At 40.8% G+C, this 26009-nt stretch carries 17 protein-coding genes; 12 read left to right on the top strand and 5 right to left on the bottom strand.

The window, feature by feature from the left end:
• The first annotated feature begins 51 nt into the window (after nucleotides 1-51).
• The 7 genes from ACXACJ_RS19325 (at nucleotide 52) to trhA (ending at nucleotide 8095) form a co-directional block, all read left to right on the top strand.
• Complete coding sequence (locus ACXACJ_RS19325; protein WP_475136065.1) at nucleotides 52-1095, top strand: sensor histidine kinase; 1044 nt, start codon at nucleotides 52-54, stop codon at nucleotides 1093-1095.
• Between the two features lie 21 nt (nucleotides 1096-1116).
• Nucleotides 1117-1836 carry a LytR/AlgR family response regulator transcription factor gene (locus ACXACJ_RS19320; protein ID WP_475136064.1) on the top strand — a complete coding sequence of 240 codons (720 nt, stop codon included), beginning with the start codon at nucleotides 1117-1119 and terminating at the stop codon, nucleotides 1834-1836.
• Nucleotides 1837-1903: 67 nt separating this feature from the next.
• Nucleotides 1904-3523, top strand: a complete 1620-nt coding sequence (locus ACXACJ_RS19315) for a mechanosensitive ion channel family protein (protein WP_475136063.1) — start codon at nucleotides 1904-1906, stop codon at nucleotides 3521-3523.
• Nucleotides 3524-3711: 188 nt separating this feature from the next.
• The gene (locus ACXACJ_RS19310) at nucleotides 3712-5616 is read left to right on the top strand and encodes a CBS domain-containing protein (RefSeq protein WP_475136062.1); all 1905 of its coding nucleotides are present in this window, start codon (nucleotides 3712-3714) and stop codon (nucleotides 5614-5616) included.
• Nucleotides 5600-6568, top strand: coding sequence for a hypothetical protein (locus tag ACXACJ_RS19305; protein WP_475136061.1), 969 nt, complete (start codon nucleotides 5600-5602; stop codon nucleotides 6566-6568). The genes ACXACJ_RS19310 and ACXACJ_RS19305 overlap by 17 nt, the downstream gene beginning before the upstream one ends.
• 60 nt (nucleotides 6569-6628) lie before the next feature.
• Complete coding sequence (locus tag ACXACJ_RS19300; RefSeq protein WP_475136060.1) at nucleotides 6629-7429, top strand: ion transporter; 801 nt, start codon at nucleotides 6629-6631, stop codon at nucleotides 7427-7429.
• A 9-nt stretch (nucleotides 7430-7438) separates the two neighbouring features.
• Nucleotides 7439-8095 carry a PAQR family membrane homeostasis protein TrhA gene (gene trhA / locus ACXACJ_RS19295; RefSeq protein ID WP_475136059.1) on the top strand — a complete coding sequence of 219 codons (657 nt, stop codon included), beginning with the start codon at nucleotides 7439-7441 and terminating at the stop codon, nucleotides 8093-8095.
• 6 nt (nucleotides 8096-8101) lie between these two features.
• On the opposite strand, the gene ACXACJ_RS19290 is transcribed toward trhA, so the two are convergent.
• Both ACXACJ_RS19290 and ACXACJ_RS19285 read right to left on the bottom strand, forming a co-directional pair.
• Entirely contained in the window at nucleotides 8102-9130 is a 1029-nt protein-coding gene (locus ACXACJ_RS19290; protein WP_475136058.1) for an RluA family pseudouridine synthase, read from the bottom strand.
• A gap of 353 nt (nucleotides 9131-9483) precedes the next feature.
• Nucleotides 9484-10803 (bottom strand): acyl-CoA dehydrogenase family protein, encoded by a 1320-nt coding sequence (locus tag ACXACJ_RS19285; protein ID WP_475136057.1) that lies wholly within the window; start codon nucleotides 10801-10803, stop codon nucleotides 9484-9486.
• A gap of 434 nt (nucleotides 10804-11237) precedes the next feature.
• Between ACXACJ_RS19285 and ACXACJ_RS19280 the strand changes: the two genes are divergently transcribed.
• Nucleotides 11238-11534, top strand: a complete 297-nt coding sequence (locus tag ACXACJ_RS19280) for a GIY-YIG nuclease family protein (protein WP_475136056.1) — start codon at nucleotides 11238-11240, stop codon at nucleotides 11532-11534.
• Nucleotides 11535-11906: 372 nt separating this feature from the next.
• Here the strand turns inward: ACXACJ_RS19280 and uvrA are convergent, their stop codons facing one another.
• From uvrA to ACXACJ_RS19265, 3 genes are all read right to left on the bottom strand, one after another.
• Nucleotides 11907-14771 (bottom strand): excinuclease ABC subunit UvrA, encoded by a 2865-nt coding sequence (gene uvrA, locus ACXACJ_RS19275; protein WP_475136055.1) that lies wholly within the window; start codon nucleotides 14769-14771, stop codon nucleotides 11907-11909.
• 134 nt (nucleotides 14772-14905) lie between these two features.
• Nucleotides 14906-15631, bottom strand: a complete 726-nt coding sequence (locus ACXACJ_RS19270; protein WP_475136054.1) for a LytR/AlgR family response regulator transcription factor — start codon at nucleotides 15629-15631, stop codon at nucleotides 14906-14908.
• Nucleotides 15628-16695: a sensor histidine kinase gene (locus tag ACXACJ_RS19265; RefSeq protein WP_475136053.1), complete on the bottom strand. Its 1068-nt coding sequence runs from the start codon at nucleotides 16693-16695 to the stop codon at nucleotides 15628-15630. Before ACXACJ_RS19265 ends, ACXACJ_RS19270 begins: the two co-directional genes overlap by 4 nt.
• Before the next feature lie 286 nt (nucleotides 16696-16981).
• On the opposite strand from ACXACJ_RS19265, the gene ACXACJ_RS19260 reads away from it, so the two are divergent.
• The 4 genes from ACXACJ_RS19260 to ACXACJ_RS19245 all read left to right on the top strand — a co-directional run bounded on the left by ACXACJ_RS19260 (nucleotide 16982) and on the right by ACXACJ_RS19245 (nucleotide 26008).
• Nucleotides 16982-20077: a SusC/RagA family TonB-linked outer membrane protein gene (locus ACXACJ_RS19260; RefSeq protein WP_475136052.1), complete on the top strand. Its 3096-nt coding sequence runs from the start codon at nucleotides 16982-16984 to the stop codon at nucleotides 20075-20077.
• Between the two features lie 17 nt (nucleotides 20078-20094).
• On the top strand, nucleotides 20095-21789 hold the full coding sequence (locus ACXACJ_RS19255; RefSeq protein ID WP_475136051.1) for a SusD/RagB family nutrient-binding outer membrane lipoprotein: 1695 nt from the start codon (nucleotides 20095-20097) through the stop codon (nucleotides 21787-21789).
• Between the two features lie 196 nt (nucleotides 21790-21985).
• Nucleotides 21986-23929, top strand: a complete 1944-nt coding sequence (gene nagB / locus ACXACJ_RS19250) for a glucosamine-6-phosphate deaminase (protein ID WP_475136050.1) — start codon at nucleotides 21986-21988, stop codon at nucleotides 23927-23929.
• 9 nt (nucleotides 23930-23938) lie between these two features.
• Nucleotides 23939-26008 (top strand): beta-N-acetylhexosaminidase, encoded by a 2070-nt coding sequence (locus ACXACJ_RS19245; protein WP_475136049.1) that lies wholly within the window; start codon nucleotides 23939-23941, stop codon nucleotides 26006-26008.
• The last annotated feature ends 1 nt before the right edge of the window (nucleotide 26009 follow it).

The raw sequence follows: 26009 nt of genomic DNA, 5'->3' as shown, positions 1-26009 counted from the left end.
ATTTGTAAAAAGCTGGCCTTCATACTGGCCAAATCTTATTAATTTTTGGCGGTGAGAAAAAAGAGGTTATACTGGATTTTGCAGATCATTGGCTGGTCGTTGCCAGCTTTAATCAATCTGGTATTTATTTCAGCTTTGGAAGAAAGCGAAGACGAAATGCACAGGCAGCAGTTCGAAGCTATCGCCCAAAGCTTTATTCCCTTTTTGGTTTCGCATTTCTTCTTGCGAAGGGCCATAATCAAAAGAAACTGGCTTAAGGTAGATTTGCCCCGAATCATTCCAAGAATACTCGGTTTGATTTTGGTTTTGGCCATTTTCTCGAGCCTGCTTTATCAGCTTTCCTATCTGGCATTCAGACATACGGAGCTCGATAATACTTTTGCTCTTCAGCTGATTTTCGATGTGCTCACCGTTACTTTGTTGTTCATCATTTGGTCTACAGTTTACTTTCTTTACCACTATTTGGAGAGCAACAATAGATCTTTGAAATACGAGGCTGCCATTAACGAAATGCACCTCAACCAGTTAAAATCTCAGCTGAATCCTCACTTTATCTTCAATGCTTTGAACAGCGTAAGAGCTTTGGTGGATGAAGAGCCCGCTAAAGCCAAAATTGCCATTACTCAGCTTTCTAACATATTGAGAAACTCCTTAATTATGGACAAAAAGCGGGTAATCAGTTTTACGGATGAACTGACAACCGTAAAGGCCTATTTGGCGCTGGAGTCGATCCGTTTTGAAGAAAGGCTGAAAGTGAGCTATAAAGTTGATCCTTCTTCGGGTCAATTTCAGGTGCCACCTATGATGGTTCAAACCCTAGTTGAAAATGCGATTAAGCATGGTATTTCGAATTTGGTAGAAGGTGGCTATATTGAGATCAAGACAACGGTAGAAAATTCCGTGTTGAACCTAAAGATCAGAAACAGTGGTCAGTTTATCAATAACCCCAAAAAACCCGGTAAAAAGGGCGGTTATGGTTTGAGTAATACGCGAGAGCGACTTAAATTGATTTACGGATCTGAAGCTTCGTTCAACATTTATAATGAAAATGATAAGTTTGTAATTACTGAGGTAAAAATCCCGCAAGGATTTTAGCGCCTCAACATCCTAATACATATGAAAGCACTGATAATAGATGACGAAAGATTAGCTCGTAAGGAGTTAACCAACTTGCTTCAGGAATACCCTGAAATCGACATTGTGGGAGAGGCGGTGAATGTTGAAGACGCCCAGGAAAAAATTGCCTCATTAAAACCAGACCTACTTTTCCTTGATATTCAAATGCCTGGAAAAACCGGCTTTGATTTGCTTCAATCGCTAGATTCTGTTCCAGAGGTAATATTCACTACCGCATATGACGAGTACGCACTTAAGGCTTTCGATTTTAATGCGCTAGATTATTTACTGAAGCCGATTGAGCCAGACCGCTTGAAAGAATCAATCAACAAACTTTTAAAGCGTACGCATATTGAAGAGGCCAGTGAAGAAGATGACAAAAAGCTTGGGCCAAACGATCGTGTGTTCGTTAAAGATGGCGACAAGTGTTGGTTTGTGAAGTTGGAAAACATTCGCTTATTCGAGTCGGACGGAAACTACATCAAAATCTACTTCGATAACTATAAGCCAATGATCCATAAATCACTGAATGCATTAGATGAGCGTTTGGACGATCGATCATTCTTCAGAGCTAGTCGTAAGCATATCATCAACCTAACGTGGGTCGAAAGCATCGAATCTTGGTTCAATGGCGGGCTTATGGTTGTGCTGCGTGGAGGCGATAAAGTTGAGGTTAGCCGAAGACAAGCCGCTCGTTTTAAAGAGATGATGAGCCTTTAAGGCTTTGCAACATATTTTTGCTGAAGCTGAAAACTATTCATAATATAGCAGTTACCTTGCTTGTATTATGAAGTTAGTTTTCAGCTTTCTTTTTATCCTTTGTTCGTTAAATGGGCTTTTGGCGCAAAACGATACCTTACCCGAAAAGGTAAATGGCTACCCCGTTGTCGCTAAGGATACCCTCTTTTTTCTCGATCAAGGTATTGGTCCTTTTTCTGCAGAACAGCGCGTAAGCCAAATCAACAGGAAAATTCAAGACTTTTTGGCCAATGAAAACCAGGTAGGCGATTCTCTCAAAATCGTAAAAAATGGCTTGACCTACGACATTGTTGCAAATCAGCTGATGATCATGAGCATCAACGATCGCGATGCTGCTAATTTAGGCCTTAGCCGAGACAGAACTGCTGAGTACTATTTCGAATTATTAAAAACAGGCCTCGATAAAACAAGACCTTTTAGCCTTAAGCGTCTGGCATTCAATATTGCCTTGGCTATTCTCATTTTAGGAACCTTCGTTTTCGGTTTAAAGTATTACAACAAGTTTTTTAGGGCTGTTTACATTAAAATTCATGGCCAAAATGGAAATGGACTCAAAGGCATAAAAATTAAAAACTACGAACTGGTTACTCCAGAAATGGAAGTGTCGGTGCTCATCTATCTCGTAAAGGGAATTCGGGTAGCCATTTTAATCTTTATTATCTATTTGCTTCTGCCTATTCTTTTCAGTCTTTTCCCATGGACCCAAGGCATTGCCAACACGCTTTTTCATTATATAATGAATCCGCTCAAATCTATGGGGCAAGGGTTTTTGGATTACCTACCCAAACTGATGAAGATTATTGTGGCGGTGGTAGTGACCCATTATTTCTTAAAGCTGATCCAGTTTTTTAAAGTTGAAATTGAAAAGGGAAGGTTGGTGTTGCCAGGCTTTTTCCCCGATTGGGCCAAGCCAACTTATAATATTCTGAAAAGTATCATTTTGGCACTTTTGCTTATCGGTATTTTTCCTCTTTTGCCTTTTGGCGATTCTGAAAGCTTTAAGGGTGTTTCTGCCTTTTTTGGTCTTTTGGTGGCTTTGGGAGGTGCTTCGGCCATCAGTAATATCATTGCGGGAATCGTGGTAACCTACATGAGATCTTTCAAAGTGGGCGATCGAGTGAGAATTGGAGATGTAGTAGGTGATGTAAAAGAAAAATCTCTGCTGAACACCCGCATCAAAACGATTAAGAACGAAATTATTACCATTCCCAATTCGAATTTATTAACGAGCCATACCATCAATTACACCACCGCTAACGATGAAGATGGCCTTATTCTTCATACCACAGTTACCATTGGTTACGATGTGCCTTGGCGCGATGTTCATAAGCTGTTGATTGATGCTGGTTTAAAAACCGAGTTTGTAAAGAAATTGCCAAAACCTTATGTGCTTCAAACCAGCTTAGATGACTTTTATGTAAGCTATCAGTTGAATGTGCGAACCCGAGAAGTGCATAAAATGGCAAAGATCTATTCTGACTTACATCAAAATATTCAAGATGCTTTTAATGAGGCTGGCGTTGAAATTATGTCTCCACATTATGGGGCGCATCGCGATGGCAACCAAACCACAATTCCAGCGGATTATTTGCCGAAGGATTATCAAGCACCTTGGTTTAGAATTCCTGGTCAAGATCAACCCAAGTAATAAAACGCGCTGGTTTAAACGATTCTCCGTTTCATGCCAGAATAAAACTGTCTCTTTATTTCCCCATTTTGTTGAGGATATTTTAGCCCAAACTTTCTATTCAAATAGAGGCAATTACGCATCTGAATGAGATAGGACTGTTTTATCCGTTTGGAATGGATTTTTCCGCATAAAGGAAAAACCCACCCATGGATAAACATCACTTAAAACCTATAAAAACGCCAGAGCAGCATAAGGCTTTTGAAAAGAGCGTTTTAGACGATATTGAGGCATTAAAATTTATGCTTCGCGAAGATTGGTTCGAAAACGACATTCAGCGAATCGGCTCTGAACAAGAAATGCACATTGTGAATGAATTGTGCAGGCCTGTGCTTATAGGTAGCGATGTGGTGAGTGAATTGGATCGCTCAGATGTGGTGGAAGAATACGCCCGTTTCAATCTCGAAATCAATAGCGATCCTATAGAACTTCATGGATCGTGTTTCGATCAATTACATCGGCAGTTAAAAGATAAACTGCATGTTATTCAACATAAAGTAACCGAAAAAAACGCTTCGGTTTTGTTAACGGGCATTTTGCCAACACTCAGAAAATCAGATCTCAACTTGGGTGCACTTTCCCCAAGTCAGCGCTATAAAACTATGCTGAAGCTGATTAATCAGCGAAGAGGCTGGAACTACGAATTTCATATCGAAGGAATCGACCAGTTGATTAGCAGAGAAAATCCGACAGTGTATGGAGGCTCCTTTACGAGTTTTCAGGTTCATTTACAGATTTCATCGAACGAATTTGCGCAGGCTTACAACTGGGCTCAAATCATTGCCGCGCCAGTTTTGGCTGCCAGTACCAACAGCCCCATATTTCTTGGAAAACGCCTTTGGCACGAAACCCGAATTGCCCTTTTTGGTCAAACTACGGATACCAGACGACCTTATCAGAACCTTATAAATGAACGTCCAAGAGCCAATTTTGGAGACGATTATGTTACTAAAGGAATAGTCGATCTCTTTAAAAGAGACATCAGTAATTACAAGGCGTTTGTAATGACGGACTGCGAGTTTGATTCTTTAGAGAAGGTTAAAAAGGGCGAAATGCCGTCTCTACATTCCTTGAAATTCCATAACGGAACCATTTATCGTTGGAATAGACCTTGTTTGGGGACCGATGGAAGAAAGCCCCATTTAAGAATTGAAAACCGATACATTCCGGCTGGCCCAACTTTGGTTGATGAAATTGCCAATGCTGTTTTCTGGATTGGGCTCATGGAAAGCAAGCCGAAGGATGTGCAGGATTTCTCGCAGCTTATTCCCTTTAATGACATTCGCACCAATTTTATAAAGGCTGCGCAATGGGGTTTGGAAGTTCAATTTCGCTGGTTCGATGGAAAAAGTATATCGGCTCAAGAACTCATTCTGGAGAAGCTTTTGCCTATGTCGAAAGAAGGGCTTCAAAGCAAAGGTGTCTCGGAGAAAACCATTGAAAAATATCTGGGAATCATTGAACAACGGGTTTCCATGCTTAAAACAGGTTCTTTTTGGATGCTCGATAGTTTTCAAAATCTGAGAAAAGATTTATCGCCTTCCGATTCCATTCTAACGCTCACTTCTTTCTGTAAAGAAAACGGCTTGGGCGAAACACCTGGCCATGAATGGCCTATTCTGGAGAAGAAGCACATTTACATAGGCCAAACCAAAGATAAAACCGTGGAGGATTTTATGGATTCGGACATCATAACGGTTCGTAAAAACGACTTGCTGGATTTAGGAAAGCAGGTGATGGAATGGAAGAATCTGACGCACGTTCCTGTGGAGGACGAAAAAGGGAAGCTTTGTGGGATTTTGGCGCAAGCTGATATTCCCAAAGAAATCGATGACGACCTTTTTGTGCAGGATGTAATGCTGAAAAATTTCAAGAGTGTATCTCCTGAAACTACATTTTCAGAAGCAAAAAAATTGATGACTAAACACAAAATACATTGCCTGCCGGTAATGGTAAAAGGAGTCTTGGCCGGTATTATTTTAAAAGATGATGTGAGCCGGTTGAGTAAGTTTCAAACCACAGAAAAAAGGAAAAAACATGAGCAGTTACAATGAGAATAACATTCATTTTGCCCCTTTAATTGAAGATATTGAAATAGAAAGAGTTGTTGGAAAGATTGAAAATAAGGACTTAGATCGCCTTTTGATTATTTCAACGGGGATTCATGGCAACGAACCGAGCGGATTGTTTGCCGCTAGAAAGCTGTTGCGAAAAATAGAGCTTTCTAAACTTGAGCTGAAGGGCACCTTGCTGGTTTTGGCTGGCAATCTGGATGGCCTAAAGGAAGATGAAAGGTACATTGATGAAGATTTAAACAGAGTTTGGACCAACGAGCGAATTCAGTCTTTTATTAAAAACCCGAAAACTCATGAAGAACATCAAGCTAAAGAGCTTTATGACACCATTGTAAAGGAGAAGAAGGGTTACAATCACTTATATTTTCTGGATTGCCACACGACTTCAGCGGAAACCATGCCTTACATCAGTGCCGATGATTCTATGATGAAGTTCAACTTGTTTCAGAAATTTCCTGTACACACGGTTTTGGGCTTTTCAAATTACATTCCTTCTTCCATTGACGATTTCTTCAGAAGCCAAGGATTTGTAGGTTTTACCTTTGAAGCAGGCCATCATCATGCTTTTACTTCCATGGAAAACCAAGAAGCCATGATGTGGCTTTTTCTGGCCAAAGCAGGTTTTCTACCTCAAAATGATGAGGATGAACAGACAGACCATGATGTTTGCCGAAGGGTTTTAGCCAAATACGCTCCCGATGGTTCAGGAATCTTCAAAATAGATTATCGCCATCATTTGAAAGACAGAGAGGTTTTTGAAATGAAACCCGGCTATGTAAACTTTCAAAAAGTAAAAATGGGAGAAGTGCTGGCAACCGAAAATGGAGAAGAAATCAAGTGCCATTTGAATGGAAGAATTTTGATGCCATTATATCAGAAACTCGGCAATGATGGTTTTTTTATCATAACGCCTCATCATCAATACAACTGAAGCGGAAATACCAAGCCATAGCCAAAGGCTAGTGCTCATAATAATTTGCTACTTTTGGCTATGGCTCAATCGCTTAGGCAAAAACTCTATATCATAATTTTCGAGTCGGATACTCCGGCCGGAAAAGCTTTTGATGTGGCTTTACTCTGGGCCATTCTTTTCAGTATTTTAGCCGTTATACTGGAAAGTGTTCGTTCCATAAACCAGCATTATGGCCAGCTTTTCAAAACCGTGGAGTGGATATTAACCATTGGCTTTTCTATTGAATACTTGCTCAGAATTTACGCTTCACAGAAAACCCATAAATATGTTTTCAGTTTTTATGGAATCATCGATTTTCTGGCTGTAATTCCTGCTTATATCAGCTTGGTGTTTACGGGAACACAATATTTACTGATTATACGCGCGCTTCGTTTGCTCAGGGTTTTCCGCATTCTGAAACTGGGAAGGTTTGTAGGCGAAGGAGAGCAATTGGCTAGGGCCCTCAAAGCCAGCAGGCATAAAATCATCGTTTTTTTAGGTTCGGTTTTTACTTTGGTGATGATCATGGGTACGGCCATGTACATGATTGAAGGCAGTGAAAATGGTTTTACCAGTATTCCCAAAAGTATGTATTGGGCCATTGTAACGCTGACCACCGTAGGTTATGGCGATATAGCGCCACAAACCGTAATTGGGCAGGCATTGGCATCTTTTATTATGATTATGGGTTATGCCATTATCGCTGTGCCTACAGGAATTGTGACGGTTGAATTGGGCAAGGATAATCAAGAAAGGAAAAGGATGAAATGCCCAACGTGTAAGGAAACAGGCCACGATGCCGATGCGGGATTCTGTAAATATTGTGGGGGAAAACTCTAGTTTTTGAAAGTGGAAAAGATTGAAAAGGAAGCTTATGCTCCTGACGAAGAATTGGCAAATGCCTGGACTCACGGGCTGGGGATTTTGCTCAGCTTATTAGGCACCATTTTGCTATTGATGAACAGCCCAAAAGGCGATTGGAATAAATTCTGGAGCTTTTTGGTTTTCGGCCTAACGTTGATCACGCTCTATTCAGCTTCAACAGGCTATCATTCGGTTAAATCCAAACAGCGGAAATTCCTTTTTAAGAAGTTCGATCACATTGCCATTTATTTGCTCATTGCCGGCACTTTTACCCCTTTTTGTTGGGTGGTGCTCAGAAGCGAATCGTTGGGCATTAATGTCTTGATTGGAGTTTGGCTGATAGCTTTGGCAGGTATCGTTTTCAAAATCTTCTTTACTGGAAAATACGAAGCCATTTCCCTAATTTCTTACTTAGGAATGGGCTGGCTAGGTTTTACCATGTTTTCACGACTTTCCGAATTGATTTCTCCTGAAGCCGTGAATCTTATGCTTTACGGTGGACTGTGCTATACCGGAGGTGTGGTTTTCTACCTTATGCGCAAGCTAAAATACCATCATGCCATTTGGCATTTGTTTGTTTTGGGCGGAAGCATTTTCCACTTTATGGCAGTGTATTTATACGTTTTGCCTTTTCAGCCCTAAACGAGTTTAGTTATGCTGAACGTAATGTTCCCACTTTTCGATAACAGCTTTAAAACCTTCAGGAAGTTCTGAATTGAACTGTTCGAACATGCCGGTAACTGGGTGTACAAAACCCAAAGATTTTGCGTGTAGCGCTTGGCGAGGCATCAATTTGAAACAGTTTTCTACAAATGACTTATACTTAGAAAACTGTGTTCCCTTCAAAACTTTATCTCCGCCATAGGTGGCATCGTTAAATAACGGATGACCTAAATGCTTCATGTGCGCTCTGATTTGGTGCGTACGGCCTGTTTCCAAATTGCATTGAATCAAGGTAACGTACCTCATCTTTTTAAGCACTTTATAATGAGTAATCGCATTTCGGCCTCTGCTGCCATCTTCAATGGCTACGGTAATTCTTCTGTCTTTTTCGCTACGGCCAAGGTTTACATCAATAGTGCCCATTTCCTCTTTTGGCTCGCCCCAAACAAGAGCATAGTAAGTTCGCTCAATCGAGTGGTCAAAGAACTGTTTGGCCAAACCGGCCATGGCTTTTTCGCTTTTGGCAATTACCAACAAGCCAGAAGTGTCTTTATCGATTCGGTGAACCAAACCTGGGCGACCTTCATTGTCTTTCATGGTTGGCAATTGCTGAAAGTGGTAGGTAAGCGCATTTACCAAGGTCCCCGACCAGTTGTTGTAAGCAGGGTGAACCACCATTCCGGCTTCTTTATTCACCACCAACAGGTGATCGTCTTCGAAAACAATATTTAGAGGAATATTTTCTGGAATTAGTTCGGTATCGCGAGGAGGTTCGGGTAATGCTACTACAATTTCATCATTAGGATGAACCTTATAATTGGGTTTTATGGCTTCTCCATTCACAAGCACAAAGCCGTCTTTTATGCCTTGCTGAACCTTGTTGCGGGTAACATTAGGCAGGCGATCCATCAGAAATTTATCAATGCGATAAGGTTCTTGACCTTTATCGCAAACAATTCTGTGGTGCTCAAAAAGTTCGTCTTGTTCTTCAGGTTCTTCCGCGTAATTCTTCATGCCGTGCTATCAGGATACAAACTTCCGCTATTAAGGCTTAAGAAGCAAGGTCTGTCAGTTATCAGAAATTAGTTATTAGGGTTAAGGTTTACTGTTCCATGGCCTGTCGTTCGTGTAGGCGGGCTCACAACAGCAGTCAACCCTGAGTTCGAACTCAGGGCTTGTCCGCGCATATACGGCTGTAACCCAAGGGATGCTGAAACGAGTTCAGCATGACTGTTTGAATAGGCGTAGCCCAAAGTTACAGTCACCCTGAACTTGTTTCAGGGTCTGTCTATTAATGTGTATGAACGTTGAAGATTCTAGCTACGGAAGTCTCAGGCCTGTCAGATGAACTAGCGGTTATTTTCAACCTAAATAAATGCACTAATGCCTGTAATGTCTCTACCTACAATAAGCGAATTGACTTCTTTAGTGCCTTCGTAGGTATAAATAGCTTCAGCATCGGCCACAAATCGGGCAATGTTGTGTTCGAGTAAAATTCCATTTCCACCAAAAATTTCGCGTGCATGGCCCACAATTTCTCTAGTATGCTTGGTGCAAGCCACTTTGGCTAAAGAAGCCTGTTGGTCGGTCATTTTGCCTTCATCCTGTAGTTTTGAAAGGTGAAATGCCATACTTTGAATAGCGGTTAAGTCGGTTAACATTTGAACCAGTAAATCCTGAACAAGCTGAAAACTGGCAATGGGCTTTCCGAACTGATAGCGTTTGGTAGCATAATCTACAGCGCATTCATATGCACCTCGGGCACAACCCACCGCCTGCCAAGCCACACCAGCTCGCGTAGCTTTCAATACTTTGGAAGTATCCTTAAAAGAGTGACATTCCTGAAGTCTGTTTTCTTCTGCTATTTCGCAATTCTCCAAAGTGATTAGGGCATTTTGTACCGTGCGAAGCGCCATTTTATCTTCTTGCCTTTCGGCTTTAAAACCCTTGGTTCCCTTTTCTACAATAAAACCCTTAACCTGATTATCTTCTAAATCTCTTGCCCAAATGATGACTAAATCGGCAAAAGTGGCATTGCCAATCCACTTTTTCTGGCCGTTCAAAATCCAGGTGTCTCCCTCTCGCTTACAAGTAGTTTCCAAACCTCCAGCCACAGCCGAACCTACATTGGGCTCTGTAAGGCCGAAAGCTCCAATTTTTTCCATGCGTTGCATCGGTGGCAACCATTTCCATTTCTGTTCTTCACTTCCGCAGAAATAAATGCTACCCATGGCTAAACCACTTTGAACGCCAAAAAATGTGGAAATTGAAGTGTCGACTTTTGCCATTTCCATGGTAATGAAACCCTCTAATAGATAACTTCCTGTTGGGCTGTCGTAACCCTGATAAGTGAGGCCAGCGATATTCAATTCAGCCATTTTTGGAATAAGCTCCATCGGAAATTTGGCTTTGTTCCAACAGTCGTTGGCGATGGGCTTCACATGCTCGTTCATAAACTCCCTTACCTTCAGCTGGATTTCTCTTTCTTCGGGAGAAAGGAAGCGACTGAGGTTGTAATAATCGCCTTCAATTTCGGGTGGAGTGTAAGTTTTTCCCTTGGACTTGATAATTTTCATGATTTGGTAAAGCTCAGTTTGATTGAGTTTACCCATGGCCTCCAAGGTTTCGGAAACATCGATGTGGGAAAGAACTTTTCCGAATTTGCGGAGATTGGAGAATACAGACATGGCAATAATTTATGAGTATAAACTTACCGATTAAATTAAGGTTTTGTCTTTGTATAAATAGCCTTGGGCTGTTGTTTTCCTAAAGCCAGTCACCCTGAGTGAATCGCAATATCTATCAATTTTAGTGATATACACCGATATATAGAAAAGTTCAGGTGTTGTGAAATGCCCTTTTTAACTGATTATATCAACTCTGCAGTCACCCTGAACTCGTTTCAGGGCCTCTCAATTTGCGGATGTTGAAAAATTTCGGAACAGCATGACGGTTTAGAGCCTATTGATTTAAAAAATTCTGAATGGTTTTCTTCAAGCTGTTTAAATCATAATAACGAATACAAATCTTCATGAAAATTAGTGATAGCTCTTATCAATCAATTCACTCTGAGCTTGTTTCAAAATCTAAATGTTACGCTGATTTTATAAATTGATGTATCATGAATTCAGGTTGTGTTTACATCATGTCTAATATAAACCGAACAGTACTTTACATTGGCGTCACTTCAAATCTGACGGCAAGAGTGCTTGAACATAGAAGTGGTAATGGTTCTAAATTCACTTCGAAATACAACTGCTTTGACCTTATTTACTTTGAGTATCATGCTAGTATTGTAGCAGCAATTGCCAGAGAAAAGCAACTGAAAAACTGGCATCGTGAATGGAAATGGAACTTGATTAGAACTGAGAACCCTAACCTGTTAGATTTATCAAAGAGTATAGGTGTAGATGGATGAATGAACTTTCTGCCCATTTCTGAAGGATGCTGAAACAAGTTCAGCATGACGGTTTAAAATGCTATCAAATCTCTGCAGTCACCCTGAAGCGATACAAGAAACTCGGAGACAAAGAGAAAACACCGCAAAAGTTGGGGGTTGGATCTAACTTTTGGTGCTAGCCTACTATAGCTCGTCTTATAAAATGCTTATTATGCTGAAACAAGTTCAGCATGACAGTTTAACGTAATATTCTATAGCGTACTCTCCGTTTACTCCGAAGTTAGGGAGAGTATCTTTTAACTTACAATATCTACTTTTCTGTCACCCTGAACTCGTTTCAGGGTCTCTCAATTTGCGGATGTTGAAACGAGTTAAGTATGAAGGATTATTTTAGTTAAGGAGCTCTTCCTTAAGAAACTTGGCTGTAAAACCTTCCGTAGTTTGGGCTACTTGCTCTGGGGTTCCTTCAGCAATGATATTTCCTCCTTTATCACCTCCATCAGGGCCTAAATCGATAATATAATCCGCTACTTTGATTACATCCAAATTGTGCTCAATAACCAAAACCGTATTCCCCTTATCTGCCAATCGGTTCAACACATCTAAAAGGTGCTGAATATCTTGAAAATGAAGACCAGTAGTTGGTTCATCCAAAATATAAAGCGTTTTACCCGTGTCTTTCTTAGAAAGTTCCGTGGCCAATTTTACCCTTTGGGCTTCTCCACCGGAAAGCGTAGTGGCATGTTGGCCAAGTGAGATGTAACCCAGCCCAACATCGTTCAAAGTTTGAATTTTGCGAAGGATTTTCGGCTGGTTTTCGAAGAATTCAACTGCTTGTTCAACCGTCATGTCCAATACATCGGAAATGGATTTTCCTTTGAATCTCACTTCAAGCGTTTCTCTGTTGTAGCGCTTGCCCTTACAGGTTTCGCAAGGCACATGAACATTGGGTAGAAAGTCCATTTCTATGAGCTTCATTCCCGCACCTTCACAAGTTTCGCAGCGCCCTCCTTTCACATTAAAAGAGAATCGGCCAGGTTTATAACCTCTGATTTTGGCTTCTGGCAATTCGGTAAAAAGTGTGCGAATATCGCTGAAAACGCCAGTATAAGTGGCTGGATTTGAGCGTGGTGTTCTGCCGATAGGCGATTGATCCACTTCAATAACCTTATCCACATGTTTAAGTCCATCGATAGACTTATAAGCTAGCGGAGTTTTTCTCGAATTGTAGAAATGTTGGTTTAGAATAGGGAAGAGCGTGTCGTGAATCAGGGTTGATTTTCCGCTTCCTGAAACCCCAGTTACGCAAATCATTTTGCCTAAATCCAAGCTTAGGGTAACGTCCTTCAGGTTATTTCCAGAAGCACCTTTCAATACAATCTTTTCTCCGTTGCCTTTCCGTCTTTTTTCAGGAATAGCAATTCGCTTTTCACCTTTAAGATAATCCGCAGTAGTACTGCCTTGGCTTAGGAAGCTATCGGGATCGCCAGCTGCCACCACTTGACCACCATGGCGGCCTGCGCCAGGCCCAATGTCGATAATGTAGTCCGAAGCGAGCATCATGTCTTTATCGTGTTCCACCACAATAATCGTATTGCCAATGTCGCGAAGATCTTTTAGTGCTTTGATCAGCTTTACATTGTCTCGCTGATGCAAACCGATACTCGGTTCGTCCATAATGTAAAGCACGCCAACCAGCTGCGTACCAATTTGAGTGGCCAAACGAATACGTTGCGCTTCTCCTCCAGAAAGCGTTCTCAGAGGTCTGTCGAGCATCAGGTAATTCAAGCCCACATCGAGCAAAAACCCGATTCGTTTTCTGATTTCCTTCAGTACTTCCGTAGCAATAACCTGTTGCTTATGGGTAAGTCGGCTTTCCAAATTTTCGAACCATTCCCAAAGGGTATCAATGTCCATTTGAGCCAGTTCAGAAATGTTTTTGTCAGCAATTTTAAAGTGAAGCGATTCTTTTTTCAGTCGGGCACCATCGCAGGTGGGGCAGGTTTTAACCGACATAAAATCTTCAATCCATTTGCGGGTTTTCTCGGTGCCTTCCTCTTTCTGCTTTTCCAAAAAGCTGATGATTCCTTCAAACTTCGTGTTCCACTCGGTGCCAGGATATTTTTTTGAGCTAACGGCCACAGGAACATCGTCACCATATAAAATGGTGCTCATTACTTCTTCAGGAATATCTTTAATAGGCGTACTCAAGTTGATTTTATATCGCTTGAGAATGGCCTCTACTTTTTTGAAAATCCAGATGTCGCGGTATTCACCCAAAGGCGCGATGCCTCCTCGGCTAATACTCAGCGAATCATCGGGAATTACCGATTCGCGACTAATTTCTTCTATTTGACCCAGACCATTACAAGTTGGGCAAGCTCCATAAGGAGAATTGAAAGAGAATGAATTTGGAGCAGGTTCATCATAAGAAAGGCCACTTTCAGGGTCCATCAGGTACTTTGAAAAGTGATGGATATCGCCTGCTTCATCTTGAATCATGATTACTCCTTTTCCATGATTCAATCCTGTTTTCACGCTTTGAGCAATGCGATAGCGGTCTTCTGGCTTGGCAATTATACGATCGACCACGATTTCGATATCGTGGGTTTTGTAGCGATCGACCTGCATTTTTGGCTCCATTTCAAGCATTTCGCCATCTACACGAACGCGAGTAAAGCCCATTTTTCGGATTTGAACGAACAGTTCGCGATAATGGCCTTTTCTACCTTTTACAATAGGCGCCAAAAGAATGAGTTTTTTGCCCTCGAAATTTTCAATCAGATGATCAATGATTTGATCTTCCGATTGGCGAATCATTTTCTTTCCAGTTTTGTAAGAATAAGCTTCGCCTGCTCGCGCATAAAAAAGGCGCAAAAAGTCATAAATTTCCGTAAGCGTACCCACAGTAGAGCGCGGGTTTTTCGAAGTTGTTTTTTGCTCGATGGAAATAACTGGGCTTAAGCCGTTGATTTTGTCCACATCGGGGCGTTCCATGTCGCCAATAAAGGAACGGGCGTAAGCAGAAAAGCTCTCCATGTACCTGCGCTGACCTTCAGCATAAATGGTATCGAAGGCCAATGATGATTTTCCTGAACCGGAAATACCAGTAATTACCACCAACTTATTGCGTGGAATTACCGCATCAATGTTTTTTAAGTTGTGCTCTCTGGCTCCGAAAATCTCAATGTTTTCATGGCCAGAAAGGTCTATAGGCGCAGGATTTATAGGGGTGTTTTCCTTAAGTTTTTCCATGAAGAAGTGGCCAAAATGAACAATTGGCAAAGGTCAGGATTTACGAATGGAATTACAACACGCTCACGAAGATTAAAGTTTGATAATGAGCGGATAATTGAAGTCTGAAACTATGCATAAAGACAATGGGCAAATCAATCTTCTTCGTCAAGAATCAGCTTTTTGATCGACTTCTGATAGTTTCTGCCAATAGGCAACAATTTGCCGTCTATTTCAATGCAGTTGCCTTCAATGGCCTTTACCTTATCGAGGTTTATGATGAATGAGCGGTGAATTCTAACAAACTGTTCTGGCGGAAGATGCTCTGCGATGCTCACCAAATTGTTGTGGTTAATCAGCTTTTCGGTTTTGGTTTTAATGCACACATAGTCCTTCAAACTTTCGATGTAAATAATATCATCAAACTGAACTTTCACCATGCGTTTATCCACTTTCAGAAAAACGTGATCCTTATCGGTTGGGGTAGATTGAGGGAGCGTTATGTTTTCGGGCTGAGTACCCAGAGACAAACGTTTTTTGATTCTGGCAATTGAATTCATAAAACGTTCTAGAGAAATAGGTTTTACCAAATAATCGAAAGCTTCTAATTCAAAACTTTCTACGGCATATTCTCTAAAGGCGGTGGTCATAACCACCAAAGGAGGATTTTTTAAGTTTCGGATTAAGTCCAAACCACTCATGGTTGGCATGTTGATGTCTAGAAAAACCACATCAATATGATCTTTTGAGATGATTGAGAATGCTTCTACTGCGTTTCGGGCCGTGGCCGCAAGTTCAAAATCAGGAAAGCCCTGTAAATACCTTTTTATAACATTGATGGCCAGCGGTTCGTCATCTACAATCAATACTCTGTACATCATTTTATAGGTAGTTTTAGTGTTACTTTATAAACATCCTTTTGGCTGGTTACCCTAAGTGAGTAATTGTTTTCGTATCTCAATTTTAGCCTTCTTTCAGTGTTTTTAAGGCCAATTCCGTAGTGAGAACGCTTCACCATTTTAGGATAAAGTTGTTCTTCTTCTGCAATATTGTTTTCACATCGAAACACCAATTCTTCGTTTTCCACACTAAAGGCAATTAAGATTGGAAACCGCTCTTTTCGGGTAGAAGAACCATGTTTAAAGGCGTTTTCTATATAAGGAATAAAGAGAAGTGGAGGAACTTCAATATTTGAGATATTGCCTTCAACACTGAACCTAAGATCCAATCTTTCTCCAAATCTGAGCCTTTCCAAATCCATATAATTCTGAATATGGCTGACTTCATCTTCCAACGGTACCATGGATTTGGCACTGTCGTAAATTACGTAGCTCATTAATTCCGAAAGCTTAATTACCGTTTCGGGGGCTTTGTCCGATTTATCAAGGGTTAGAGAGTAAAGATTGTTAAGCGTATTGAAAAAGAAATGCGGCTGAATTTGAGACTTCAGATAAGCCAACTCTGTCTCCAACTGCGATTTCTGTAATTCCGAAGCTTTGTTTTTGAATTTGATATAGTCGATGGTGATTTTAATGGCCGTTACTACACCCAATACATAAAGCTCGCCAAAAAATGCAGCAGCTATATAATTGATTCCAAACAGTTCTTCTTCGCGGCCCGATTCTTTAAACACTTCTGTAGTTACCAATTCATAGGTAAGAATAATCCTAATAAAGGTGACTATGAGTGTAGCTACGAAAAGCAGTATGATAAAGCGCCCTACCTTTTTTGGCAAAAAATTGGGCATGAGGTAGTATAGGGTGAAGTACACCAGAATCATGTGAAGCGGAAATTCCACCAAGTTTGATTCTATGGAGTACTTATAGTCGTTGAAATAATAACCCCAGCGAAAAATATTGACGAGCAAATAGCACAACCAGAAAAGCCCATGGTAAAGGGCGGGGTATTGAGCATAGGAATATCGCTTAGAAAATAAGGTATTCATGTTAAAAGCATCTAAATGAAATGCATGACCAGACCTGCTCAATGTAGTTGGTGTTTTTTGCCCAACTAAACAACTTATATTTTTCTAATTCCATAGAATATTCGCTCAATGGAGCTTATTCATCTGTAAAATTCTTAATTGAATCGAAGCAAACGTTTGCGGTTTTTGAAATGCCAAACTTATACGAAATATCCCCATTCGGCTAATTTTTTTCCTCAATTGCAGATATCGACTAAATATTGAAAGGTTAATGCTCAAGCAAAGACAAAATCTTAAACCTATTTCAATGAAGAGAAATTTACTTTTTAAAAGTCTTGTTGTGCTGATCCTCCTTTTTTCGGGAGCAACAGCATTTTCGCAGCAAGTAACGGTAACCGGTAAAATTACCGGTAGCGATGACGGTCTGGGGATACCCAGCGTAAACATCCAGGTAAAGGGCGAGACATCGAAAGGAACCATCAGTGATGCTGACGGTAACTACCAAATCAGTGTTTCGCCAGAAGCAACCCTGGTATTTTCATTTGTGGGCTACACTACTAAAGAGGTAGCGGTTGGCAATCAAACAACTCTTAACGTAACACTGGTTCCAGAATCTACGGCACTGGAAGATGTTGTAGTTACGGCTTTTGGTGTAGAAAGAGAGAAAAAGGCAATTGGTTATGCCATGACAGCCGTTTCGGGCGATGAAGTTTCTACAGTAAAGGCAAATAATGCTGTTGATGCTCTTGCGGGAAAAGTAGCAGGTATGGTGGTTTCTCCAGGAACTTTTGGCCCTGGAAGTAGTACCAGAGTTATTATTCGTGGTAATAATTCGCTTTCAGGAAACAACCAACCTTTATATGTTATTGACGGAGTTCCTATGAACGATTCTGGTTTCGGTTCTTCAAATTCTAATGTTGCTAGTGAGTTTTCGAGAAATGACTACGGAAATGGAATCTCAGACATCAACCCTGACGATATAGCTTCTATTTCGGTATTGAAAGGGCCAAATGCGGCAGCTCTTTATGGTTCTAGAGCCAGTAATGGTGTAATTCTTATTACCACCAAAAAAGGAACATCAAGAAAAGGGCTTGGAGTAAGTGTTAGCAGTAGTTATATGACACAAACACCAATGTTGTTACCTGAATTCCAAAATCAATATGGACAAGGATCAAACGGAAATGCAATTTCTGAAGCAACAATTTCAGGCACCTCTTGGGGAGCTAAGCTTGATGGATCGAATCAATATTATTATACCGGAGAGAATAGACCATACTCTCCTCAGTCAGACAACATTGAGAACTTTTTTAGAACGGGTTCAACTTTTACCAACACATTGGCGATTGATGGCGGAAATGCCACTTCAAATGTTCGTTTTTCTTACACAAACACCGATGCCCAGTCTATTCTTCCTAATTCTGATGTTCAGAAAAACAACTTCAACCTTAGAGCCTTTACTCAATTAACGGACAAGTTTTCATTGGACTCTAAAGTTAGCTACTCTGTAACGGAAGGTAATAACAGAGCAGCATTGGGAACAGAAGGTGTAATTGCTGATTTGTATAGAATACCTAGAAACTTACAACTGAGCGATTTGCGAAATTATCAAAATGATGATCTTTCGGTTAGAACGTATAATACTGGAGCTCCTAACCCTTATTGGGTAATGTATAATGATAAAAATGACGATACCAGAAATCGTCTTTTAGGCTTTGTTAAGTTGAATTATCAAATAACTGACAACTTTTCAATCTTCGGACGTGTAGGAGCGGATATTACTCAACAGAAAATTGAAACGGTGAACAACTATGGTCACTGGTTCTATGGAGGAGGTCGATTCAACTATTCAGATAATAAAGCAAGCGAATTAAATACCGATTTCTTAGCTACCTATTCAAAACAGTTGGGAGGAAACTTTAATCTCTCTGCTAATATGGGAGGAAACCATAGAATTTCAACTTCTATAACATCATCTATTTTTGGTCAGAACTTTAGTATTCCTACAAAAGCCACTGTTGCTAGTGCTACTATTGTAACTCCTTCTTATTCTTTTGAAAGAAGAAAAGAGGTGAGTTCATTATACGCTTCTGCCCAACTTTCCTATCAGGACATTGTTTTCTTAGATATTACAGGTAGAAACGATTGGTCTTCTACACTTCCTGAAGCTAACAGGTCTTTCTTCTATCCATCGGCTAGTTTGTCATTCTTGATAAATGAGATTCTTACGTTGGACAACTCACTTGTAAATATGGCCAAAGCTCGTGTGAGCGTTGCTAAGGTGGGTAACGATACAGGACCATTCCAGCTCCAGAATGATTATATTTTGGATAACCAGCCTTATTTAGGAAAAACTTCTCTTTCTAATTCTCAAACCGTTTTTGATGAAAACCTGAAGCCTGAGCAAGTAACTACATTCGAAGCAGGTTTAGAATGGCAAATGTTAGAAGGTAGATTCTATGGTGATTTTACCTATTATGATATTACTTCAAAAGATTTGATTTGGGGTGTACCATTACCTGCTTCCACAGGTTATCAATTCTATAACACCAATGTGGGCGAGATTAATAACAAGGGTATAGAACTTTTGATTGGTGCAGTGCCTATTCAAACAGCAGACTTCTCTTGGGACGCTTCTTTCAACATAGCTCATAACAAAAACACATTGGTGTCTTTGCTTGAAGATGTTAACAATTTTCAGTTTACGAGCACCAATGGCGGTAATGTAACTGTTCAGGCAACTGTTGGTGGAGGTTATGGTGATATTTATGGAACCACTTGGCAAACAAATAACCAAGGTCAATTGGTAGTAACTGCTGATGGAACACCAAAGGCGACTGCTGACAAATCTCTTTTAGGAAATTATCAGCCAGACTGGGTTGGTGGATTTACCAACTCTTTCTCTTATAAGAACTTTGGATTGAAAGTTTTGATAGATGCTAGATTTGGTGGAGAAGTGTATTCTGGAGCAGATGCTGGTCTTGATGGTTCAGGAGTTTCATCAAGGAGTCTTCAATATAGAGAAGGCGGAGTAGTAATCGATGGGGTAGTAAACACAGGAACTGAGACCGAACCGGTTTGGACAGCAAACACTAAGCAAATTACAGCGCAGCAATATTTTGGGGCTTTATCGTCTATTGCAGCACCATATGTTTACGACCAAACCAATATTAGACTTAGAGAACTTTCTGTTTCCTACAGAATCCCTGGCTCTAAACTGAGCAACACTTTCTTGAATAGTGCTTCCATTAGCTTGGTAGGTAGAAACTTGTTTTTCTTGAAAAAGGAGATCCAAAATTTTGATCCAGAGTCAAGCTATAGTACAACAGCATTCGCGCAAGGAGTGCTTTATTATAACCTGCCTTCTTTAAGAAGTATAGGGTTTAATATCAACTTGAGTTTCTAAACCCAGAACAGAAAACAATGAAAAAAATATATAGATCGCTTGCGGCAGCATGTTTACTCGGACTGGCCGCTTGTACATCAGATTTTGATGAGATAAATAAAAAACCAGATGCTATTTCACCAGATGAGGCTTTGGCCAAATATTTTGTAACCAACGCTGAATTCAAACTTTTTGCCCCGGATCGATACCCTTATTGGAGAGGGCCTTTAATCCATGGAGATCGATTTGCCGGCTACTTCACTTTTGGTTTTAGTGGCTGCTGGTGGACTGGAGGTTTAGGATATACCTATGATGGCGGTTATACCGATGCTACTTACGATTGGATGTCTCCTTATTTGGGAACAGTCAATTCTTTACTGAATCTTACGAAAGAAGGAGGGGGACGAGAAAATCAGTATACTCATGCCGTAGGTAGAATTCTAAGAGCACTTTATTTCAGCAAATTCACTGATATTTTCGGAGAGATTCCTTTTTCGGAAGCAGGCAGCTTGGATATTTTAACACCTAAGTTTGATTCACAGGCATACATTTACGAAACGCTTATCAATGATTTGGACGAAGCAATGGCAACCATTGGTGCTGCTACTGCTACCGGAGAATTTGAGGAAGATATTACACCAAATGATGTAATTTTTAATGGTGATCTTCAGAAATGGAAAACACTGGCCAACACTCTTAAACTGAAATTAGGAACAAGAGCATATGGAGCACCAAATTCTGACTTTGCTCAAACCGCAATAACTGAAGCGCTAGCTAGCCCTTTAATGGAGTCTTCGGATCAAGATGCACTTCTTGAAAAGGACTTAGGCATAGATCAGTTTAGATCAGGCGCTTATGGTGACGTTTGGCACAACTTCGGTGGAACTGGCTCTAAATGGCACGTTTCGGAAACCATGATTTCATTATTAAGAGATAATGATGATCCTCGCCTTTCTAAATATGCTAAACCAGCGGTTGGTGGAACAATGACATTCCGTAAGCCAGTTTCAGGAGCGGAGGTCAAGTCTTTTAATCTAATGCTACAGACTTTAGATGATGCAGGCGTGGCTTACACCACAGCTGATGCACAAGATGGCTCAGGAAATGATATAGTTGAACTTAGCTTTGCAGAAAACCAATATTATATAGGTCAGCCAGAAAGATTGAATGGCGTTGCTTATGATTTTGCTGGTTGGGATACTTTCTCTACTCCAGCAGATTGGATTATTAACCCTAAGAACAGTGGTCTTCCTATTAAGCCTGAGCTAATTCTAACTTCGGCCGATGCTTATTTAATGAGAGCTCTTGCCATTGTAAAGGGTATTTCTGCTGGAGATGCTAATGATATGTATCAGAAAGGTATCGCCCAATCAATGGAATTTTGGGGTGTAGCCGCGGGAGATATTGCTACTTTCCTTACAACTTCTCCAATGGGATCTTTAACAGGAACTACCGATGAAATGCTTGAGAAAATTAACACGCAACGGTGGATAGCTAATTATACTAATGGATTTGAAGGTTGGGCTATTGTTAGAAAAACAGGATATCCAGCTTCATTAGCAGCAGGGGTTACCGATAGCGATATCTACAGCATGGGAGATACTAACGGGGGTTACCCTCAAAGAATGAGATATGGAAACAGCGAACGAGATAAAAACGGAGCCAGCTTAGGCGAATCTGTTTCGCGTCAAGGCGCTGATTCTCAAGGAACCGTTCTTTGGTGGGCCAAATAAGAATCAAACAATCATCCTAATTCATAAAAAGGCGTTGGTCAATAAAAGATCAGCGCTTTTTTCCAGCTGAAACGCAGGCAATTGGCCTGCTCTCCATTGGGCTTAAAAAGCCTGCGTTTAGGCTAAATTTTTTAAAAAGGCTTATCACCTATTGTACCTTGAACGTATACTAACCCGTAACTAGACGCTTCTCAATATGATTGCCAAGAGTATCCAAAATTCACGGTTAAGCAAAAGACAATGGTCGGCTTTGGAAGAAACCAAATTTGAAAAAATCCATACCGATGTATTTAAAGAATCTTCCGATGCAGCAGTAGCTGTTGCAAAAGAAATAGCCTCTCTTATTCGCTACAAAACCAACAGAAACGAACAATGCGTTCTTGGTTTAGCTACCGGTTCATCTCCAATTAAGGTTTATCAAGAATTGGTAAGGCTGCACAAAGAGGAGGATTTATCTTTCAAAAATGTGGTCAGCTTTAACCTCGATGAGTATTATGGCCTAGGGAAAGAAGATGTGCAGAGCTATGTCTATTTTATGCATTATCACCTTTTCGATCATGTAGACATTCCCGCTGAAAACATCAATATTCCTGACGGAACGGTGCCATATGATCAAATTGGAAACTATTGCGCTTACTACGAAGAGCGCATCGAATCTTTTGGCGGCTTAGATTTTCAACTTTTAGGAATTGGTAGAACGGGCCACATTGGTTTTAACGAGCCCGGTTCCAAAGAATCTTCAACCACCCGATTGGTTACCCTAGATTACCTTACTAGGCTCGACAATGCTTTTGCTTTCGACCAAATGGAAGAAGTTCCTAAAAAGGCCATTACCATGGGGGTTGGTACAATCCTTAAGGCAAAACGAATTGTGATCATGGCCTGGGGACTTAAAAAATCTGATATCGTGGTGAAAACGATTGAAGGAGAAATGTCTACAGATATTCCCGCAACTTTCCTTCAGCTACACGATGATGTCACTTTTGTGATGGATGAATTGGCAGCTTCCGATCTTACCCGATTTAAAACTCCTTGGCTTGTTGGCGATACCGATTGGACTCCAGAAATGTCGAGAAAGGCGGTAGTTTGGTTAAGTCAGAAGCTGAAAAAGCCTATTCTAAAACTTACCGATCGTGAATACAACGATCACAACATGTCTGATTTACTTGAGGAAAAAACAGCCTATGATGTAAACATCAGTATGTTCAATCACTTTCAGCATACCATAACAGGTTGGCCTGGCGGAAAGCCGAAAGCTGATGATACCCAACGTCCGGAAAGGTCGGAACCAGCCAAAAAAAGAGTGTTGATCTTCAGCCCTCACCCCGATGACGATGTGATATCCATGGGCGGTACTTTCCTACAACTCATCCAGCAGGGTCACGATGTGCATGTGGCCTATCAAACTTCAGGAAATATTGCAGTGAGCGACCACGAAGCACTAATGTATGCTGAATTTGCAAAGGCATTGCTTATGGAAAACGCCAAAGATGCAGACACTTCGTTTTTCGATAAATCGATAAAGCTGCTGAAAGGCAAAAGAAATTTCAAGGTAATTCCTGAAGAAATCAGAAAAATCAAAGGCTTAATCAGAAGAGGAGAAGCCATGAGTGCTTGCCGTTACTATGGCCTTCCGGAAAAGAAAGTTCATTATTTGGATTTGCCTTTCTACGAAACAGGAATGGTTGAAAAATCTTCCTTAGCAAAAGAGGATATCACTATAATTCAAAACCTAATTGAAGACATTAAACCGCATCAGATTTATGCTGCGGGAGATTTGGCCGATCCGCATGGAACCCACAAAGTTTGCTTCGATGCTATTTTGGGTGCGCTTCAAAATTTGAAAGGAAACGAGGCTATCAAAGATTGTTGGCTATGGCTTTACCGAGGCGCTTGGCACGAATACCCGATTGATGAAATTGAAATGGCGGTTCCATTGAGTCCCGATGAAGTTTTGAGAAAGCGTGAAGCTATTTTCAGGCATCAGTCTCAAAAAGACGGTATTATGTTCCAAGGCAACGATAGTCGGGAATTTTGGGAAAGAGCCGAAGACAGAAATAAGGAAACAGCTCATAAATACAACGAGCTGGGTTTAGCGGAATACGAGGCAATGGAAGCCTTTAAGCGCTTCAACTTTTAAAATTTATCCATGACCATATTGAAACGCAATTTCAGGACAGCCCTTTTGCTGATTCTGCTGGTAAACACTTTTCTTTTAAATGCCTTTCAGGCAGAAAAATATCAAGATATAATTCCTGTACCTCAGTCGGTAAAGGCTGAATCTGGAGTGTTTGTGGTTGATGAGAACTTTAAAATCAGCATTCAAGGTTCTCCCGATCATAGGCTTTTTGGAGCAGGAACTAGATTTTTGAAGAGATTAAGTGGCAGAACAGGCGTTTTCTTAAATTCTGGATACGTAACAGAAGATAATATTAGTTCAAAGGGCAACTTCATCATCCAAGTAGACCGACCCGGTAAGTTGGTTTTGGGAGAAGATGAAAGCTATGAACTGAAAATAAGTAGTGATCAAGTATTTCTTCATGCAAATACGGACCTCGGGGCTATACATGGTCTCGAGACCGTTTTGCAGTTGTTGGCTTTTGAAGGTCAAAAACCGGTTTTAGCTAATGGAGAAATCAAGGACAGTCCACGTTTTCCTTGGCGCGGCCTTATGATGGATGTTGCCAGACATTTTCAGCCTATAGAGGTAATCAAGCGAAATATTGATGGGCTGGCCGCGGTTAAAATGAATGTTCTTCATTTACACCTTACCGATGATCAAGGGTTCCGAGTGGAAACCAAATCCTATCCTCAGCTATATCAAAAGGGCTCGGACGGCCAATATTTTACTCAAGAGCAGCTGAAAACCATTATTGCCTATGCGGGTGAACGAGGAATCAGGGTTGTGCCTGAATTTGATGTGCCTGGTCATGCTACCTCATGGTTAACGGCCATGCCAGAGCTAGGCAGCAACATGCAAGTTGACGCTTATGATATAGAGCGAAATGCTGGAATTTTCGACCCTACATTAGACCCAACCAACGAAAAAGTTTATCAAGTTTTGGAGGCTGTTTTTACGGAAATGGCTCAGATTTTCCCCGATCAATATTTTCATATTGGGGGAGATGAAAACGAGGGCAAGGATTGGGACGCAAATTCTAAAATTCAGGCTTTCAAAAAGGAACATGGTTATACAACCAATCACGAAGTTCAAAATCACTTCAATAAGCGATTGTTGAAGGTGCTTACAAAATTGAATAAGAAAATGGTGGGCTGGGACGAAATTCGTCAAGAAGGTCTTCCAAAAACTGCTGTCATACAATCGTGGAGGGGTATTGATACCTTGCTAAATACGGCCAAGCAAGGCTATCAAACCTTTCTTTCAAACGGATACTATATAGATTTAATGCATTCGGTGGAGGATCATTACTTTGTAGATCCGCTGCCTGAAGGAAACGATTTAACCCCAGAACAAGCTGCGAACATTGTTGGGGGTGAGGCTACGCAGTGGGCCGAATTGGTTATTCCTGAAACTGTTGATAGTCGAATTTGGCCACGGACTGCTGCCATTGCAGAGCGTCTATGGAGCCCTCAATCGGTTAAGGATTTAAAAGATTTATATCGAAGAATGGATATTATCAGCCTTCAGCTGGAAGAGCTGGGCTTATTACATATCGCTGGCCGAAATATGATTTTGAGAAAATTGGCAAACGGCCAAAATCCCGAATCTGTCAAATTGATAAGCGATTTAACAGGACCATTGCAGGGCTATACCCGAAATCCAGGAGGTACTATGTACAAATCATATAGCCCGTTCACCTTGTGGGCCGATGCCTGTATTGCTGACACGAAAACTTCTAACGATTTCAGATTTGCTATGGAGAAATTCATAGAAAACAGGTCGCCTGAAGCCAAACAAAATTTAGAAGAAACACTAGAGCTTTGGGCTCAAAACCACGCAAAACTAGCAGAAATAGTTGCTAAGGCACCTTTGGCTCAACCAGCTTATGAGCTTTCTATAAAATTGAATAAGGCGGCATCAGTGGCTCAAGAGGCAATCAAATATTATGATCAAGGCAAACGGCCAAGTTCAAAATGGCTGGAAAGTGCAAAACAGACTTTAGCATTAGCCAAAGAGCAAGTTGGGAGAACCGAATTAAGGCCAATTGAATATATAGAACAGCTTGTGAATCGATTAACGGCTAGCAACGAAGAATAAA

This window comes from Roseivirga sp. AWQ4_251 (genome assembly GCF_056158225.1).
This window is presented reverse-complemented; position numbering and strand designations above follow the sequence as displayed.

What these genes read in the sequence shown, in the direction of transcription:
- ACXACJ_RS19320 (WP_475136064.1), top strand. Translation starts at nt 1,117, where the DNA reads ATGAAAGCACTGATAATAGATGACGAAAGATTAGCTCGTAAGGAGTTA.
- ACXACJ_RS19315 (WP_475136063.1), top strand. Translation starts at nt 1,904, where the DNA reads ATGAAGTTAGTTTTCAGCTTTCTTTTTATCCTTTGTTCGTTAAATGGG.
- ACXACJ_RS19310 (WP_475136062.1), top strand. Translation starts at nt 3,712, where the DNA reads ATGGATAAACATCACTTAAAACCTATAAAAACGCCAGAGCAGCATAAG.
- ACXACJ_RS19305 (WP_475136061.1), top strand. Translation starts at nt 5,600, where the DNA reads ATGAGCAGTTACAATGAGAATAACATTCATTTTGCCCCTTTAATTGAA.
- ACXACJ_RS19300 (WP_475136060.1), top strand. Translation starts at nt 6,629, where the DNA reads ATGGCTCAATCGCTTAGGCAAAAACTCTATATCATAATTTTCGAGTCG.
- ACXACJ_RS19290 (WP_475136058.1), bottom strand. Translation starts at nt 9,130, where the DNA reads ATGAAGAATTACGCGGAAGAACCTGAAGAACAAGACGAACTTTTTGAG.
- ACXACJ_RS19285 (WP_475136057.1), bottom strand. Translation starts at nt 10,803, where the DNA reads ATGTCTGTATTCTCCAATCTCCGCAAATTCGGAAAAGTTCTTTCCCAC.
- ACXACJ_RS19280 (WP_475136056.1), top strand. Translation starts at nt 11,238, where the DNA reads ATGAATTCAGGTTGTGTTTACATCATGTCTAATATAAACCGAACAGTA.
- uvrA (WP_475136055.1), bottom strand. Translation starts at nt 14,771, where the DNA reads ATGGAAAAACTTAAGGAAAACACCCCTATAAATCCTGCGCCTATAGAC.
- ACXACJ_RS19270 (WP_475136054.1), bottom strand. Translation starts at nt 15,631, where the DNA reads ATGATGTACAGAGTATTGATTGTAGATGACGAACCGCTGGCCATCAAT.
- ACXACJ_RS19265 (WP_475136053.1), bottom strand. Translation starts at nt 16,695, where the DNA reads ATGAATACCTTATTTTCTAAGCGATATTCCTATGCTCAATACCCCGCC.
- ACXACJ_RS19260 (WP_475136052.1), top strand. Translation starts at nt 16,982, where the DNA reads ATGAAGAGAAATTTACTTTTTAAAAGTCTTGTTGTGCTGATCCTCCTT.
- ACXACJ_RS19255 (WP_475136051.1), top strand. Translation starts at nt 20,095, where the DNA reads ATGAAAAAAATATATAGATCGCTTGCGGCAGCATGTTTACTCGGACTG.
- nagB (WP_475136050.1), top strand. Translation starts at nt 21,986, where the DNA reads ATGATTGCCAAGAGTATCCAAAATTCACGGTTAAGCAAAAGACAATGG.
- ACXACJ_RS19245 (WP_475136049.1), top strand. Translation starts at nt 23,939, where the DNA reads ATGACCATATTGAAACGCAATTTCAGGACAGCCCTTTTGCTGATTCTG.